10 protein-coding genes are annotated in these 16,754 nt (G+C 68.5%); 2 read left to right on the top strand and 8 right to left on the bottom strand.

Annotation, left to right across the window (positions count from 1 at the left end; all coding sequences use genetic code 11):
* Positions 1-65: 65 nt before the first annotated feature.
* From dxs to ngcE, 8 genes are all read right to left on the bottom strand, one after another.
* The gene (gene dxs, locus QQS16_RS30680; RefSeq protein WP_286065292.1) at positions 66-1,994 is read right to left on the bottom strand and encodes a 1-deoxy-D-xylulose-5-phosphate synthase; all 1,929 of its coding nucleotides are present in this window, start codon (positions 1,992-1,994) and stop codon (positions 66-68) included.
* A 255-nt stretch (positions 1,995-2,249) separates the two neighbouring features.
* The gene (locus QQS16_RS30675; protein ID WP_286065291.1) at positions 2,250-3,542 is read right to left on the bottom strand and encodes a sugar ABC transporter permease; all 1,293 of its coding nucleotides are present in this window, start codon (positions 3,540-3,542) and stop codon (positions 2,250-2,252) included.
* Positions 3,539-4,330, bottom strand: a complete 792-nt coding sequence (locus QQS16_RS30670; protein ID WP_286065290.1) for an ATP-binding cassette domain-containing protein — start codon at positions 4,328-4,330, stop codon at positions 3,539-3,541. The genes QQS16_RS30675 and QQS16_RS30670 overlap by 4 nt, the downstream gene beginning before the upstream one ends.
* A gap of 180 nt (positions 4,331-4,510) precedes the next feature.
* Positions 4,511-5,611: an ABC transporter substrate-binding protein gene (locus QQS16_RS30665; RefSeq protein WP_286066510.1), complete on the bottom strand. Its 1,101-nt coding sequence runs from the start codon at positions 5,609-5,611 to the stop codon at positions 4,511-4,513.
* Positions 5,612-5,744: 133 nt separating this feature from the next.
* Complete coding sequence (locus QQS16_RS30660) at positions 5,745-6,944, bottom strand: ROK family transcriptional regulator (protein WP_286065289.1); 1,200 nt, start codon at positions 6,942-6,944, stop codon at positions 5,745-5,747.
* 183 nt (positions 6,945-7,127) lie between these two features.
* Entirely contained in the window at positions 7,128-8,063 is a 936-nt protein-coding gene (locus tag QQS16_RS30655; protein ID WP_286065288.1) for a carbohydrate ABC transporter permease, read from the bottom strand.
* Positions 8,064-8,081: 18 nt separating this feature from the next.
* On the bottom strand, positions 8,082-9,011 hold the full coding sequence (locus tag QQS16_RS30650) for a carbohydrate ABC transporter permease (protein ID WP_286065287.1): 930 nt from the start codon (positions 9,009-9,011) through the stop codon (positions 8,082-8,084).
* A gap of 71 nt (positions 9,012-9,082) precedes the next feature.
* Entirely contained in the window at positions 9,083-10,525 is a 1,443-nt protein-coding gene (gene ngcE / locus QQS16_RS30645; protein ID WP_286065286.1) for an N-acetylglucosamine/diacetylchitobiose ABC transporter substrate-binding protein, read from the bottom strand.
* A 391-nt stretch (positions 10,526-10,916) separates the two neighbouring features.
* Between ngcE and QQS16_RS30640 the strand changes: the two genes are divergently transcribed.
* Positions 10,917-14,729: a GH92 family glycosyl hydrolase gene (locus QQS16_RS30640; protein ID WP_286065285.1), complete on the top strand. Its 3,813-nt coding sequence runs from the start codon at positions 10,917-10,919 to the stop codon at positions 14,727-14,729.
* Positions 14,730-14,749: 20 nt separating this feature from the next.
* Positions 14,750-16,747, top strand: coding sequence for an alpha-glucuronidase (locus QQS16_RS30635; protein WP_286065284.1), 1,998 nt, complete (start codon positions 14,750-14,752; stop codon positions 16,745-16,747).
* Positions 16,748-16,754: the final 7 nt, after the last annotated feature.

Raw genomic sequence — 16,754 nt, 5'->3', positions numbered from 1 at the left:
AATGGGCCGGGCGCACCACTGCGAAGAGTGGTGCGCCCGGCCCATTCGGCGCAGCCGCGGAGGCGTCAGTCGCGGGCGGGCTCCACCGAGCCGACCTCGGCCGCCGTGCTGCCGTACCTGCCGTCCAGCCGGGAGACCAGTCCGGTGACCTGGCGGGCGATGTCGGGCGCGGTCAGCCCGATCTCCGCCATGACCTCGGCGCGGGAGGCGTGGTCGAGGAAGCGCGGCGGGATGCCGAAGTCGCGCAGCGGGACGTCGACGCCCGCGTCGCGCAGGGCCTGCGCGATCGTGGAACCGACGCCGCCGACGCGGGAGTTGTCCTCGACGGTGACGACCACCCGGTGGCGCTCCGCGAGCGGGGCCATGGCCTCGTCGACGGGTTTGACCCAGCGCGGATCGACGACGGTGGTGGAGATGCCCTGCCGGTCGAGCAGGTCCGCGATCTCCAGGCACATCGGCGCGAGGGCGCCCACGGAGACGAGGAGCACGTCGGGGGCGTCGGTGCCCGGCTCGCGCAGCACGTCCATCCCGCCGACGCGTCCCACGGCGGGGACGGCGGGGCCGACGGCGCCCTTGGAGAAGCGGACCACGGTCGGCGCGTCGTCGACGGCGACGGCCTCCCGCAGCTGGGCGCGGACCTGGTCGGCGTCGCGCGGGGCGGCCAGCCGCAGGCCCGGCACCACCTGGAGGATCGACATGTCCCACATGCCGTTGTGGGAGGCGCCGTCGGTGCCGGTGACGCCGGCCCGGTCCAGGACGAACGTCACCCCGCACCTGTGCAGGGCGACATCCATGAGGACCTGGTCGAAGGCGCGGTTGAGGAAGGTGGCGTACACCGCGAAGACCGGGTGCAGACCGCCCGCGGCCAGGCCCGCCGCGGAGACGGCGCCGTGCTGCTCGGCGATACCGACGTCGTAGATGCGGTGGGGGAAGGTGTCCGCGAACTTCTTCAGGCCGACCGGCTGGAGCATCGCCGCCGTGATCGCGACGATGTCCTCGCGTTCCTGGCCGAGCCGGACCATCTCGTCGCCGAAGACGGACGTCCAGTCGGCGCCCGACGCCTTGATCGGCAGGCCCGTGTCGGGGTGGATGGGGCCGATGCCGTGGAAGCGGTCGGCCTCGTCCTGGAGGGCGGGCTGGTAGCCGCGGCCCTTCTCGGTGAGGCAGTGCACGATCACCGGGCCGCCGAAGCGCTTGGCCCGGGCGAGCGCCGACTCCAGGGCCTCGATGTCGTGGCCGTCGATGGGGCCGACGTACTTCAGGCCGAGGTCCTCGAACATGCCCTGCGGGGCGATGAAGTCCTTGAGGCCCTTCTTCGCGCCGTGCAGGGTCTCGTAGAGGGGCCTGCCGACGACCGGGGTGCGCTCCAGCAGGTCCTTGCCGCGGGCCAGGAAGCGCTCGTAGCCGTCGGTGGTGCGCAGGGTCGCGAGGTGGTTGGCGAGGCCGCCGATGGTGGGCGCGTACGACCGCTCGTTGTCGTTGACGACGATGACCAGCGGGCGGTCCTTGGCGTCGGCGATGTTGTTGAGGGCCTCCCACGCCATGCCGCCGGTCAGCGCCCCGTCGCCGATCACGGCGACCACGTGGTCGTCGCGTTCGAGGATCTGGTTCGCCTTGGCGAGGCCGTCGGCCCAGCCGAGGACCGTGGAGGCGTGGCTGTTCTCGATGACGTCGTGCTCGGACTCCGCCTGCGAGGGGTAGCCGGACAGGCCGCCCTTCATCTTCAGCCTGGAGAAGTCCTGGCGGCCGGTGAGCAGCTTGTGGACGTAGGACTGGTGGCCGGTGTCCCAGAGCACCTTGTCCTTGGGCGACTCGAACACCCGGTGCAGGGCGATGGTGAGCTCGACCACACCGAGGTTGGGGCCCAGGTGGCCGCCGGTCTTGGAGACGGCTGCGACGAGGAAGTTCCGGATTTCCTCGGCCAGCTGGTCCAGCTCCTCCAGGCTGAGCCGGTCCAGATCGCGCGGTCCCCTGATACGGGTCAGCAGCGGCACCCGTGCCTCCTTGCAGTAGAGCTGTTGCCGGGCTTGTCGAGTCTAATGTTCCGCCTTCGCGGCCGACGCCGGGGCGGTGCGGGATACGTCACGCGATCGGCTGTACCCCGCTTGTGCCGCCCCTACGACACATGCGCCGCTGCTACGACGCACCGGTGCCCGGCACCTCACCGAGGTGCCGGGCACGGGAGCGTCCCCGAAGGGGCGGGGCGGGTCGACCGCGGGTCCGCCGACCCGCGGTCGCCGTACCGCGTCCTACGCGCGGCCCGCCGTCTTCTGCGTCTTGCGCGTCACCGCGTCGATCACGACCGTCGCCAGCAGCACACCACCGGTGATCATGTACTGGACCGGAGAGGCGATGCCCTCCAGCGCCAGGCCGTACTGGATCGAGACGATGACCAGCACGCCGAGGAGCGCGTTCCAGGTGCGCCCGCGACCGCCGAACAGCGACGTACCGCCGATCACCGCGGCGGCGATCGCGTTCATCAGCAGGTCACCGGCGCCGGCGCCCTGGTTGGCGGAGGCGATCTTCGAGGCGATGAACAGACCGCCGATCGCGGCGAAGGTACCGGAGATCGCGAAGACCGAGATCCGCACCATCTCCACGTTGATACCGGCACGCCGGGAGGCCTCGACGCTGCCGCCGAGCGCGAACACCTTGCGGCCGTACGAGGTCCGGCGCAGCACGAAGTCCGTGAGGATGAGCACCGCGATGAAGATCACCACGGCCAGGGGCAGGCCCTTGTACTGGTTGTAGGTGATCGCCACGGCGAACGCGGCGACGGCCAGCAGCCCCGTGCGCAAAATGGTTTCCGCGAGCGGCCGGGACGGCACGCCCGCGGCCTCGCGGCGACGGTTGTCGAGGAACGAGGAGAGGAAGAAGGCCGCGGTCGCGACGATCGCGAGCGCGTAGGCGGCGGCCACATCGGTGAAGTAGTAGCTGGTCAGCTTGGCGACGACGCCTTCGCTGTCCAGGTTGATGGTGCCGTTGTCGCCGAGGATCTGGAGCATGAAGCCGTTCCAGAACAGCAGACCCGCCAGGGTGACGGCGAAGGCCGGCACACCGATCTTGGCGAAGACGAAGCCGTGGATCGCGCCCGCCACCGTGCCGGTGAGGATGGCCAGGACGAAGGCCAGCCACTCGTTCATGCCGTTGGTGACGTTCAACACGGCGAACGAGGCGCCCGCGACACCGCTGACCGAGCCGACCGACAGGTCGATCTCGCCGAGCAGCAGCACGAAGACGATGCCGACGGCGATCATGCCCGTGCCGACCATGGCCACGGAGATGTCGGAGAGGTTGCCGGCGGTGAGGAAGTTCGAGTTCAGGCTCGCGAAGATCGCCCAGATGACGACCAGGCCGATGACGACCGGGATGGAACCCAGGTCACCGGACTTGATCTTGCGCTTGAACTCGGAGACGTAGCCCGCGAGGCCCTGCTCGCGGACCAGCAGCCGGGGGTCGACGGCGGTGACCGCCGCGGCGGCCGCCTCGGGGTTCGCCACCACATGGTCGTCGGGGGTCGTGGAGGTCTTGTCGATGCTCACTTCTGAGCCTCCCCATTGCTGCGCGCCGCACGACGGGTCACGGCGTTCTCCGTGGCGCCCGTGATGGCGGAGATGATCTCTTCCTGGGAGGTCGACTTGACCTCGAAGACGCCGTTGTTGCGCCCGAGGCGCAGGACGGCGACCTTGTCGGCCACGGCTTTCACGTCAGCCATGTTGTGGCTGATGAGGATCACCGCGTGGCCGCGCTCGCGCAGCCGTTCGACCAGGTCGAGCACCTGGGCGGTCTGCTCGACACCGAGGGCCGCGGTGGGCTCGTCGAGGATGACGAGCTTGGGCTCCCCCAGCATCGAACGGGCGATCGCCACCGTCTGGCGCTGACCGCCGGAGAGGGAGGCGATCGGGATGCGGACGCTCGGGATGCGGATGGAGAGCGTGTCCAGCAGCTCGCGCGAGCGGCGCTCCATCTCGACCTCGTCCAGGATGCCGCGCTTCTTCAGCTCACGGCCCAGGTAGAGGTTGCCGACGACGTCGATGTTGTCGCACAGCGCGAGGTCCTGGTAGACGGTCGCGATGCCCAGGTTCTGGGCGTCGTGCGGCCGGTTGATCTGGACGGCCCTGCCGTCCCATTCGATTGCGCCCTCATCGATGGGGTGCACGCCGGCGATCGTCTTGACCAGCGTGGACTTTCCGGCGCCGTTGTCGCCCACCAGGGCGACCACTTCACCGGCGTGGACCTCAAGCTCTACATCGGTGAGCGCCTGGACGGCACCGAATCGCTTGGAGACCCCGCGCAACGCCAGAACAGGCGTAGCGGACAAGTGAACCATCTCCTTCGCCGCCTGACCCGGCGGGAGGTTGTGCAGAAAGGTGTGGAGGGGTGTTCCCTCCGGCGCCCCGCCTAGCTTTGCGGGGCTGATGGACGCGGGGCACCGGAGGGGCTCAGTACGCAAGTCCCGTACGGGAATTCAAGGACGAATCCCCGTACGCGGATAGGGGCCTGCGGTGACTTACTTCAGACCGATCTCGTCGCAGGCGGCCTTGTACTTGCCGGCGCAGATCTCGTTGACGGTGTAGATGCCGTCCTTGATGACCGTGTCGTTGATGTTGTCCTTGGTCAGCGAGACGACCGGGACGAGGACGGAGGGGATCCCGTTGGTGGTGGGGCTGTCGACCTTGTCCTTGGCGAGGGAGTCGAGCGACTTGCCCTGGGCGAGCGCGACCGCCATCTCGGCGGCGACGTCGGCCTCCTGCGGGTAGGGCTTGTAGACGCTCATGTACTGCTCACCGGTGACGATGCGCTGCACACCCGCCAGCTCGGCGTCCTGGCCGGTGACCGGGATGTCGTCGATGCCCGCGGCCTTCAGCGCGGTGATGATGCCGCCCGCCATGCCGTCGTTGGCGGAGTAGACGCCGACGATCTTGTCCTTGCCGAGGGCGGAGATGGCGCCCTCCATGTTGGCGTTGGCGTTCTCCGGCTTCCACTCCTTGGTGTCGTACTCGCGGCCGATGTTCACCTTGCCGTCGAGGACGGAGTGGGCGCCCGACTTGAACTGGGCGGCGTTCGGGTCGGTGGAGGACCCGTTCATCATGACGATCTGGCCGTCCTTGGCCTTGGAGCCCAGGGCCTTGAGGAGGGCCTCGCCCTGGGTCTTGCCGACGGTCTCGTTGTCGAACGAGGTGTAGGCGTCGATCGGGCCCTCGGCCAGACGGTCGTAGGCGACGACCGGGATGCCGGCGTCCTTGGCCTTCTTGACCGAGCCGGCGATGGCCTTGGAGTCCACCGCGTCCACGATCAGCACGTCGACCTTGTTGGTCACCATCGTGTCGACCTGCTGGTTCTGCGTGCTGGCGTCCTGCTTGGCGTTGGCGTAGACGACCTCGCCCTTGCCGTTCGTGAGTTCCTTGACCTTCTTCTCGATCAAGGGCTTGTCGAACTTCTCGTACCGCGCGGTCTGGTTCTCCGGCAGCAGCAGGCCGACCTTGATGTCGTCGCCCTTGGCGGGGGCGGACGAGGCGGAGTCGCCACCGCCGGACTCCTTGGCGCTGCCACAGGCGGCCAGCGAGACGGCCATCGCACCTGCGGCGACAGCAACGGCGGCACGACGCATACGCGTGTTCACTTCAGAAACCTCCCTGACGAGGCCGCGTCGTTGCGGCCGAGGTGGCTGGAAGTCAACTCGGCCACGCGTGCGACGTCAAGAAGTAAATCCTTAACGGGTTGGCAACGGTGCCATCCGTTCTCTAAGTGAAGGCAGGCGTAGCCGCGTGCAGCGTGCCATCCAAAAGGGTCGAATCACCCATCTCACTGAGCGCGAGAGCGAGTGCTCCGAGTACCTCCGCACGGCCACCAAGTGCCCCCGGGAGAACGGAGAGCTGACGTGCCGCACTGGGGATCGCGTAGCGGCCGACGGACTCCCTGATCGGCCCGAGCACCAGCTCACCGGCCTCGGCGAGATCACCGCCCAGGACCACTCGGCTCGGGTTCAGAAGGTTGCAGAGGTTGGCGACTCCACTGCCGATGTGGCGGCCGACGTCGGCGATCACCCGACGGCAGCCAGGGTCTCCGTCCCGCGCCAGCCGTACGACGCCTTCCATCGTCAGATCCGTGCCGTGGCTGGACTGGAGCAGTGGCAGCACATAGCGCGCGGCCGCGAAGGTCTCCAGGCAGCCCCGGTTTCCGCACCGGCAGACGGGGCCGGACTCGTCCAGTGTAATATGCCCGATTTCTCCCGCAGTGCCCCCGGGTCCGCGATAGATCTTCCCGTTGATCACCAGGCCCGCGCCGACACCGCTGGCCACCTTGATGTACGCCAGGTCGCGCACCCCCCGGCCGCTGCCCCAGACCAGCTCACCCAGGGCGCCGAGGTTGGCGTCGTTGTCCACGTGCACCGGCACGCCGAGCCGCCCCCGCAGCTCCTCGGCGGGCCGGGTGCCGGTCCAGCCGGGCAGGATGGCGGTCGAGCCGAGGGTGCCGGACTCCACGTCGATCGGGCCGGGGACGCCGAGACCCACCCCCGCGATCTTGGTGGCGTCCACCCCGGTGGCCTCGACCAGGCGGCTGACCAGCTGTTCCGCCCGGTCGAAACCCTGCGACGAGGAGGCGTCCACGTCGAGCGGCTCGGCCTCCTCGGCCAGCACCTGGTGGGCGAGGTTTCCGATCGCGACCCGCAGATGCGTGTGCCCGAAGTCGACACCGATGACGATGCCGGCGTCCCCGCTCAGCGAGACGCTGCGGGCCCGGCGGCCTCCCGCCGAGGTGGGCGTGACCTCGACCGTTCCGCCGTCCTTGAGTTCGCGCACGATGTTGGAGACGGTCGCCGCGGACAGGCCCGTCGTCCGCGCGATCTCCGCTTGCGTGAGCGAACCAGCCAGCCGTACGGCTCGTACGACCCGCTCCAGGTTGGCTCGGTGCAGCGACGACTGCGACCCCGGAGTCTCCACGACGACCTCCTGCGCACGGGACCGCTTCAATGAGGCCCCGTCTATGTCCAACTAGTGAACTCTAAGCTGAGCCGTTCGGGTTGCCTCCCGTCAAGAGGTTGAACCGCATCCGGGTTCATGTACACAAACACGGACGCCGCTCCCGGGCCCGGGAGCGGCGTGTGCGCGCGGGGTTCCGCAGCGTTACTTCAGGGTCGCCGAGGTCAGGCCGGCCTGCACCTGGCGCTGGAAGGACAGGTACACGACCAGCATCGGGATCATGGCGATAGTCACGCCCGCGAAGAGCACCGGCAGGTCGGAGGCGTACCCCTGCTGCTGCTGGAGCTGGATGAGCCCCTGGGTGAGGACATAGCGCTCGGGATCGTCGCCGCTCTGCGGCTGCATCAGCACCGTCGGCAGGATGAACTGGTTCCACTGGCCGAGCGTGTTGAAGATGCCGACGCTGAGCAGGCCGGGCTTCGCCATCGGCAACATCACCTGGAAGAAGGTCCGGGTGTGCGAGGCACCGTCCAGGATGGCCGCCTCGAAGACCGCCGAGGGCAGGGTCCGGAAGAAGGCGTGCATGAAGAACACCGTGAACGGCATCGAGTAGGCGACGTACACCAGGATCAGGCCCTGATAGGTGTTGAGCATGTCCAGCCGCTTGACCATGAAGAACAGCGGGACGAGGGCCAGGAAGACCGGGAACATCGCGCCCGCGACGAAGAAGTAGTACAGCAGGCGGTTGCCCCAGAACTGGTAGCGGGCCAGTACGTACGCGGCCATCGAGCCGAACAGCATCGTCAGCGGCACCGAGAAGACCAGCACGATGACGGTGTTGAGGAAGTAGTCACCGATCCCCATGTCCCAGGCGCGGGAGAAGACGTCCAGGGACCAGTTCTGCGGCCAGCCGAAGGCCGACCCTCCGATCTGCGCGTCGGTCTTGAAGGCACTGAGCACCAGCCACAGCAGTGGCAGCACGATCAGCACCGCCCACAGGGCGAGGAAGCCGTGCGAGAAGGCGTTCAGTACGACGCCTTCGCCGCGCCGGCCGCCCGGGGGGACCTGGGTCCTGCGGACCGGCGGCGGGGGTGGGACGGAGTCCCCGGCGGGGACGGATTCCTTCAGGGGTGCGCTCATCGTCGTCGTCTCTCCGCCTCAGAACTCGATGCGCTCGCGACGGGTGGCGCGCAGCATGACCACGGACACGAGCAGGGTCAGGAGCAGCATGACCACGCCCATGGCGCAGGCGTAGCCGCTCCTGCCGTACAGCAGGAAGTTGCGCATCATCACGGTCGCCATGACCTCGCTGTGGTGGTCGGGACCGCCGCCGTAGTCGCCGGAGGTCATGGTGGAGACCAGGATGAACATGTCCATCGCCGCGATGCCGAGGTAGACCCAGGCGGTCTGCACGGAGTCCCACAGCAGCGGCAGGGTGATGCGGAAGAAGGACTGGGCGCGGCCCGCGCCGTCGATGAGCGCGGCCTCGTAGATGTCCCTGGGGATGGACTGCATGGCCGCGGAGAACAGCACCAGGTAGAAACCGACGCCGTGCCAGACGACCACCAGGATCAGGGCCCACAGCACGATGTTCGGTTCGTTCAGCCATTCGATGGGGCTGTCGGCGTCGACCAGCCCGAGCTTGATCAGGACTCCGTTCAGCATGCCGCCGCTGTCGCTGCGGTAGACGGCGCCGAACAGCACCGCCATGATCGCCAGGGACAGCACCTGCGGGAAGAAGTAGACGACCTTGTAGTACTTCGAGCCGGCCACACCCGCGACGCCGCCCGCCCTGCCGCGACCGCCCGCGTTCAGCATGAAGGCGAAGAACAGGGCGAGCAGAATGGTGATCACGGGGATGAACACCAGGAACAGGATGTTGTGCCAGATGGCCCCCATGAAGATGTCGTCCTGGAACAACGCCTTGTAGTTGTCCAGTCCGACGAACTTGAAGGTCTGCGACTGACCCTTCCAGTCGGTCAGCGAATAGCCGAACGTCTGGATGTACGGCCAGATCACGAAGATCAGATAGAGCGTCACGGGAACGAGGAGAAATCCCGCGACGAACCGGTACTGCCCTTTGCGCATGGCGTTCCTGCCCCTGGGATCCCGTTCCGGACCGGAGAGTTCCGGTCCGGAATCCGGTCGGTCGAGCGAGATCAGTCGCGGCGGTTCTTCTTCGAGGCCGGGTCCTTGGCCTGCTTGTCGACCGCGGCCTGGGCCCGCTTCAGCCATTCCTTGGGCTGAATGCGCTTGGCCATCAATTCGTTGGACGCGTTCTCGATCGCGGTGCCCATCTCGCTGTACCACTCGGTGTACAGGTAGCGGAAGGTGTTGTTCCCGGCCGCCTCGGACGCCTCGACCGTGGACTGGGTGCCCGGCCTGAGCTGGACGTTCGGGTCGACACCGTCCGCGAGGATGGTCAGCGAGTTCGCCTCCTTGGCGAAGATCGTCGACCATTCCTTGGAGAGCATCATCCGCATGAACTCCTTGGCCGCGGGGAGGTTCTTGGCCTTGACGGGAATGATGAAGGGCTCACCGGAGCCGGCCCGGATCGCCTCGAAGGGCAGCGCGCTGTCGGGCAGCACCGGCATGGGCAGGAACTTCATGTCGAAGTCGGACGGTGTCTGCTTGAGCTGCTCGTTCTCCAGCCACGAGCCACTGGTGATGAAGACCGCCTTGTACTGGTTCCAGCGGGCCTGGGACTCCGTGTGCGTCAGGCCGTTGGTGCCGGGCATCAGATAGCCCTTTTCGACGACCTCGTAGATCGCCTCGACGGCGGCCTGTGCGGCCTCGGAACCGACGAACGCCTTGGGGTCGAGGTTGTCGATCGCCTTCATGGCGTCCAGACCGCCCTTCTTGGCGATCAGGTCCATGATGGCGACGTTGATGTAGTACGGGTACTTGCCCTGGTGCGCGAGGCCCCCGATGCCCTGGGACTTGGCGTCCTTGCAGATGGCGAGGAAGTCGGCCCAGGTCTTGGGCTCCTCCCAGCCCTTCTCCTTGAAGAGCTTGCCGGAGTACCACAGACCCCACACCGTGTAGATGTAGTTGAGGGCGACGACCTTGTTCTCCTGCATGCCCGCGTCGAGCGTGCCGGGGATGAGCGTGTCGCGGACCTTCTTGGCCGGGTCGTCGATCGACGGGGAGTCCAGGATCTCCGCCAGGTCGAGGAGCTGGCCGTTCTTGTACAGCACGTCGATCGGGATCTGCTGCGCGCCGGAGTCGTCGACGATGTCCGGCGGGTTGCCGGCGTTGAAACGGGGCTGGAGTTTGCCGGTGATCTCCTGGGTGCCGGTGTGGGTGGAAGCCACCCCCCACTTCTTCTGGAAGCTCGCCTCCCACGCCTTGGCGTAGTTGTCCCCGTAGCCGCCCTTGAAGATGACGACGTCGAGTTTGCTGCCCTTCTTCACACCGAACGGGTTCGACTTGGATGTCTTGCCCTCGGTGTCACCGGAGTCGTCGTCGCCGCCACCGCTGGCACACGCGGACAGGAAGCTCATCGTGGGTACCGAAATCAGGCCCAACGCGGCGGACCGCTTGATCAGATCGCGGCGGCCGACGCCACCGGTGCCGTTGTTCTCGGCGGAAGTGGATCCCATGCTCAAGTCCTCGCCTTCTCCAGGACTCAGGCGGTGTACCGGATCCTCCCGGGCACCGCGGTCAGGTCAAGCAGGGTCGTGCAGGAAGTGTGGATCAGTGTGGATCACGAAGTGGACCGTGAAGTGCGCATCACGGGAAGTGTCGACAGGTATAGTCCACTTCTGGTCGGCCGAGCAAGATCGAATGCAAGGTTGGCCGACGGTCTTTTCCGAGTTGAGACCTCGCGGAAAGATGCGGGACCTGTGGGCGCCTTGCCGGAAAAATCCACGACATAGAGCCTGAATGCCGCAGTCAACACCCTTGACATCACTGTGCACTTGAGACACAACTGTTCCTTGCGCAAGGAAGTTGACAACGTTGTCCGCAGTAGCGCAGGGAGAGTGCTCGCGTATGCAGCAGCACAGAACTCGGCACAGACGGGGTCCGGCGGTCGTGGTCGTGGCGACCGCCTTCGCTCTGGCGGTGGGGTCCCAGGGCGCCGCGGTCGCCCTGCCGGAGGCACCCGCGGCCGCCGGCCGGGAGTTCGCGTCCTCGTTCGAGGCGGACGATCCGGCACCCGACTGGCTCAGCACCGTCGACACGGCACCGGACGGCGGCAAGCGGGCCTCGGGCGTCGACGGGGGCTACAGCACCGGCATCCCGGGCAACGTGACCGACCAGGTCACCGACGTCCGGGCGAGCGCCGAGAACACCGGCGGCGGCGAGGTGAAGGAGAACCTCGTCGACGGCGAGCCGAGCACCAAGTGGCTGACCTTCGCGGCGACCGGCTGGGCCGAGTTCGACCTGGACAAGCCGGCCAAGGTCGTCCGGTACGCGCTCACCTCGGCGAACGACGCCGCCGCGCGCGACCCGCGGGACTGGACCCTCAAGGGCTCCACCGACAGGACGGAGTGGAAGACCCTCGACACCCGCTCCGGCGAGTCCTTCTCCGAACGGTTCCAGACGAAGACGTACGACATCCCCGAGCAGGCCGCCGCCGAGTACCGGCACTTCCGGCTGGAGGTCACGCGGAACAACGGAGCCGACATCCTGCAACTCGCCGACGTCCAGTTCTCCACGGGCGGCGGCGAGGGCCCCGTCCCGCCGGACATGCTCTCGCTGGTCGACCGCGGCCCGAGCGGATCGCCCACCGCGAAGGCGGGCGCCGGTTTCACCGGAAAGAGGGCACTGCGGTACGCCGGACGGCATACGGCCGAGGGGCGGGCGTACTCGTACAACAAGGTCTTCGACGTGGACGTGGCGGTCGGCCGGGACACCCGCCTGTCGTACCGGGTCTTCCCGTCGATGGCGGACGGGGACCGGGACTACGACGCCACGAACGTGGCGGTCGACCTGGCCTTCACCGACGGCACGTATCTGAGCGACCTGCGCGCCACCGACCAGCACGGGTTCGCGCTGTCGCCGCGCGGGCAGGGCGCCGCCAAGGTGCTCTACGTCAACCAGTGGAACCACGTGGCCTCGCGGATCGGGTCGGTCGCGGCCGGGAAGACCGTCGACCGGATCCTGGTGGCGTACGACTCCCCGAAGGGCCCGGCGAAGTTCCGGGGCTGGCTGGACGACGTGACGATCGAGCGGGCCGCGCCGGAGAGGCCGAAGGCCCATCTGTCGGACTACGCGCTGACCACCCGGGGCACCAACTCCAGCGGTGGTTTCTCGCGCGGCAACAACTTCCCGGCGACGGCGGTCCCGCACGGCTTCAACTTCTGGACGCCGGTGACCAACGCGGGCTCGCTGAGCTGGCTGTACGACTACGCGCGGGGCAACAACGCGGACAACCTGCCGACCGTCCAGGCGTTCAGCGCGAGCCACGAGCCGAGCCCGTGGATGGGTGACCGGCAGACCTTCCAGGTGATGCCGTCGGCCGCGTCCGGCACGCCGGACGCGGGGCGTGAGGCCCGGGAGCTGGCTTTCCGGCACGAGAACGAGACGGCGCGGCCCTACTACTACGGGGTGCGGTTCGAGAACGGGCTCAAGGCGGAGATGACCCCGACCGACCACGCGGCGGTCCTGCGCTTCACCTATCCCGGCGACGACGCGAGCGTCCTGTTCGACAACGTGACCGACCAGGCGGGGCTGACGCTCGACAAGGCGGCGGGTGTCGTCACCGGGTACTCGGACGTGAAGTCCGGGCTGTCGACCGGTGCCACCCGGCTCTTCGTGTACGGCGTGTTCGACAAGCCGGTGACGGAGGGCTCCTCCAGCGGGGTCAAGGGGCACCTGCGGTTCGACGCCGGGGCCGACCGGACCGTCACCCTGCGCCTGGCGACCTCGCTGATCAGTCTCGACCAGGCGAAGGACAACCTGCGCCAGGAGATCCCGGACGGCACCTCCTTCGAGAAGGTGAAGTCCCGCGCCCAGAAGCAGTGGGACAGGATCCTCGGCAAGGTCGAGGTGGAGGGTGCCACGCCGGACCAGCTGACCACGCTGTACTCCAGCCTGTACCGGCTGTACCTGTATCCCAACTCCGGCTTCGAGAAGGTCGGTTCGAAGTACCAGTACGCCTCCCCGTTCTCGCCGATGCCCGGCCCGGACACGCCGACGCACACCGGCGCGAAGATCGTGGACGGCAAGGTGTACGTCAACAACGGCTTCTGGGACACGTACCGGACGACCTGGCCCGCGTACTCGCTGCTGACGCCCGGTCAGGCGGGTGAGATGGCGGACGGGTTCGTGCAGCAGTACAAGGACGGCGGCTGGACCTCGCGCTGGTCCTCGCCCGGGTACGCGGACCTGATGACGGGCACCTCCTCGGACGTGGCGTTCGCGGACGCGTACGTCAAGGGCGTCGACTTCGACGCGAAGTCGGCGTACGACGCGGCCGTGAAGAACGCCACCGTCGTGCCTCCGTCGTCCGGGGTGGGCCGCAAGGGCATGGCGACCTCCCCGTTCCTCGGCTACACGAGCACCGACACGCACGAGGGCCTGTCGTGGGCGCTGGAGGGCTACCTCAACGACTACGGCATCGCGAAGATGGGCCAGGCGCTGTACCGGAAGACCGGCGAGAAGCGTTACCGCGAGGAGTCGGAGTACTTCCTCGACCGGGCCCAGGACTACGTGAACCTCTTCGACCCGCAGGCCGGGTTCTTCCAGGGCCGGGACGCCGGGGGCGACTGGCGCGTCGAGTCCTCGACGTACGACCCGCGCGTATGGGGCCACGACTACACCGAGACCAACGGCTGGGGCTACGCCTTCACCGCCCCGCAGGACAGCCGGGGCCTGGCCAACCTCTACGGCGGCCGGAGCGGGCTGGCGGAGAAGCTCGACGAGTACTTCGCCACCCCGGAGACCGCCTCGCCGGAGTTCGTCGGCTCCTACGGCGGTGTCATCCACGAGATGACGGAGGCGCGGGACGTGCGGATGGGCATGTACGGGCACTCCAACCAGGTCGCGCACCACGTGAACTACATGTACGACGCCGCCGGTCAGCCCTGGAAGGCGCAGAAGAACGTGCGCGAGGTGCTGTCACGGCTCTACACCGGCAGTGAGATCGGGCAGGGCTACCACGGCGACGAGGACAACGGCGAGCAGTCGGCCTGGTTCCTCTTCTCCGCGCTGGGCTTCTACCCGCTGGTGATGGGCAGCGGCGAATACGCCGTCGGCTCACCGCTGTTCACCAAGGCGACCGTCCATCTGGAGAACGGGAAGGACCTCGTCGTCCGAGCTCCTGAGAACAGCGCGAAGAACGTGTACGTGCAGGGGCTGAAGGTCAACGGGCGCTCGTGGACGTCGACTTCGCTCCCCCACGCGCTGCTGGCCAAGGGCGGGGTGCTGGACTTCGACATGGGGCCGAGGCCCTCCTCGTGGGGCACCGGCAAGAAGGCGGCCCCGGTGTCGATCACCCGGGACGACGAGGTGCCGACGCCGAGGGCGGACGTGCTGAGGGGTGAAGGTGCCCTCTTCGACGACACGTCGGCGACCGAGGGCTCGGTGTCCGAGGTCGAGCTGCCGGTCGCCGAGGAGGCGAGGGCGGTGCAGTACACGCTGACGTCTCCGGCGGACCGGACGAAGGCGCCGGCCGGCTGGAAGCTCCAGGGCTCGGCCGACGGGAGCACCTGGAAGACCCTCGACGAACGCTCCGGGCAGTCCTTCGCCTGGGACCGGCAGACCCGGGCGTTCACCGTGGGGTCGCCGGGTACGTACGAGAGGTACCGCCTGGTCCTCGACGGCACGGCGACCGTCGCGGAGGTCGAACTGCTCGCCTGAGCACCGGAGTTGGGAGTCCCATGTCGCTTCCCGTGCCCGTCCTGCCCGACGGGGTCGACCCGGCGTGGCTGCCGCCCGCCGCCTTCCGGGCGGTCGGCACCCGGCACACGCTGATCCTGGGGTCAGGTCCGCTGGTGGAGACGGTGCACGGTGAAGTGACCGAGGCCTGTGCCCGGTTCGGAGGACGCGTGGACCGCGCCCCCGAGCCGGGCACCGGCACGACGTACGACCTCGTGCTGGAGCTGACCGGCGGCGACGGCTCGGAGGCGTTCACCCATGGGCGCGAGTCCGGCCGGACGACCGTCACCGCGTCCGGACCGGCCGGACTGCTGTACGGCTTCTTCCATGTCGTCCGGCTCGGCGAGGACGCCTTCCGCGGCGAACGCCCGCCGGAGGCGCACCGGCCGGTCCTCGCGCTGCGGATGCTGGACCACTGGGACAACGTGGCCGTGCACCCGGTCATGGGACAGGTGGAGCGCGGGTACGCCGGCGGGTCGCTGTTCTGGGCGGAGGGCCGGGCGCGCGGCGATCTCGACCGGGTGCGGGCGTACGGCAGGCTGCTGGCGGCGTGCGGAATCAACGCCGTGGCCGTGAACAACGTCAACGTGCACGAGACCGAGGCACACCTGCTCACCCACCGGATCGGTGAAGTCGCCGCGCTCGCGGACGTGTTGCGGCCGTACGGGATCCGCACGCATCTGTCGGTCACCTTCGCCGCGCCGGTGGTCCTCGGCGGGCTGCCCACGGCCGATCCGCTCGACGAGGGGGTGCGGGCGTGGTGGGCCGAGGCGACCCGGCGGGTGTACGAGGAGATCGAGGACTTCGGCGGGTACGTGGTGAAGGCCGACTCGGAGGGCCGGCCCGGTCCGTTCGCGTACGGCCGCAGTCATGCCGACGGGGCGAACCTGCTGGCCGCCGCGCTGGAACCGTACGGCGGGACCGTGCACTGGCGGGCCTTCGTCTACGACCACCGCCAGGACTGGCGGGACCGGACGACGGACCGGGCGCGGGCCGCGTACGACCACTTCGCGCCGCTGGACGGGGAGTTCGCCCCGAACGCGGTGCTTCAGGTGAAGCACGGACCGCTGGACTTCCAGGTCCGCGAGCCGGTGTCGCCGCTGATCGGGGCGATGGAACGGACCCGGCTGGCCGTGGAGGTGCAGGCCACGCAGGAATACACGGGCCAGCAGCGGCACGTGTGCTGGCTGGGGCCGATGTGGAGCGAGGTGCTGCGGTTCCGGCCGGACGGCCGGGTGCCGGTCGGGGCGTCGGCGCCGGGCGGACTGGTGGCGGTGTCGAACGTCGGCGACGATCCGTTCTGGACCGGGCATCCTCTCGCGCAGGCCAACCTGTACACGTTCGGGCGGCTGGCCTGGCGGCCGGACGCGGATCCGGTGGACGTCCTCGACGAGTGGATCCGGCTCACCTTCACCCCCGGCGCGAGCGCCGACCCCGCGCGGCTGACGGCCGGGCTGCACGCCGTGCTCGACGGGTCCTGGCGGACGTACGAGAAGTACACCGCCCCGCTCGGCGTCGGGTTCATGGTGCAGCCGGGGCACCACTACGGGCCGAGCGTGGACGGCTACGAGTACAGCCCGTGGGGCACCTACCACTTCGCCGACCGGGACGGTGTCGGTGTCGACCGGAGCGCGGCGACCGGGACGGGGTACGCGGCGCAGTACGCCAAGCCCTGGGCCGAGGTGTACGAGTCGCCGGCCACCTGCCCGGACGAGCTGCTGCTGTTCTTCCACCACATGGCGTACGACCATGTACTCCACAGCGGGAAGACGGTGATCCAGCACATCTACGACACGCACTTCGAGGGCGTGGCGGAGGTGGCGGAGGCCCGCGAGGTGTGGGCCTCGCTCGCCGGCCTCGTCGATCCGGCGCGCCACGCACGGGTCGCGGAGCGGTACGAGGAGCAGCTCCGCGGTGCCCGTGAGTGGCGCGATCAGATCAACAGCTACTTCTTCCGCAAGTCGGGTGTGCCCGACGCACAGGGGCGGCGCATCCATTGAGGCGGCG

Source organism: Streptomyces sp. ALI-76-A (genome assembly GCF_030287445.1).
Classification (GTDB): Bacteria; Actinomycetota; Actinomycetes; order Streptomycetales; family Streptomycetaceae; genus Streptomyces.
The sequence above is the reverse complement of the archived record's forward strand: the minus strand, read 5'-3'. Positions and strand labels throughout refer to the sequence as shown.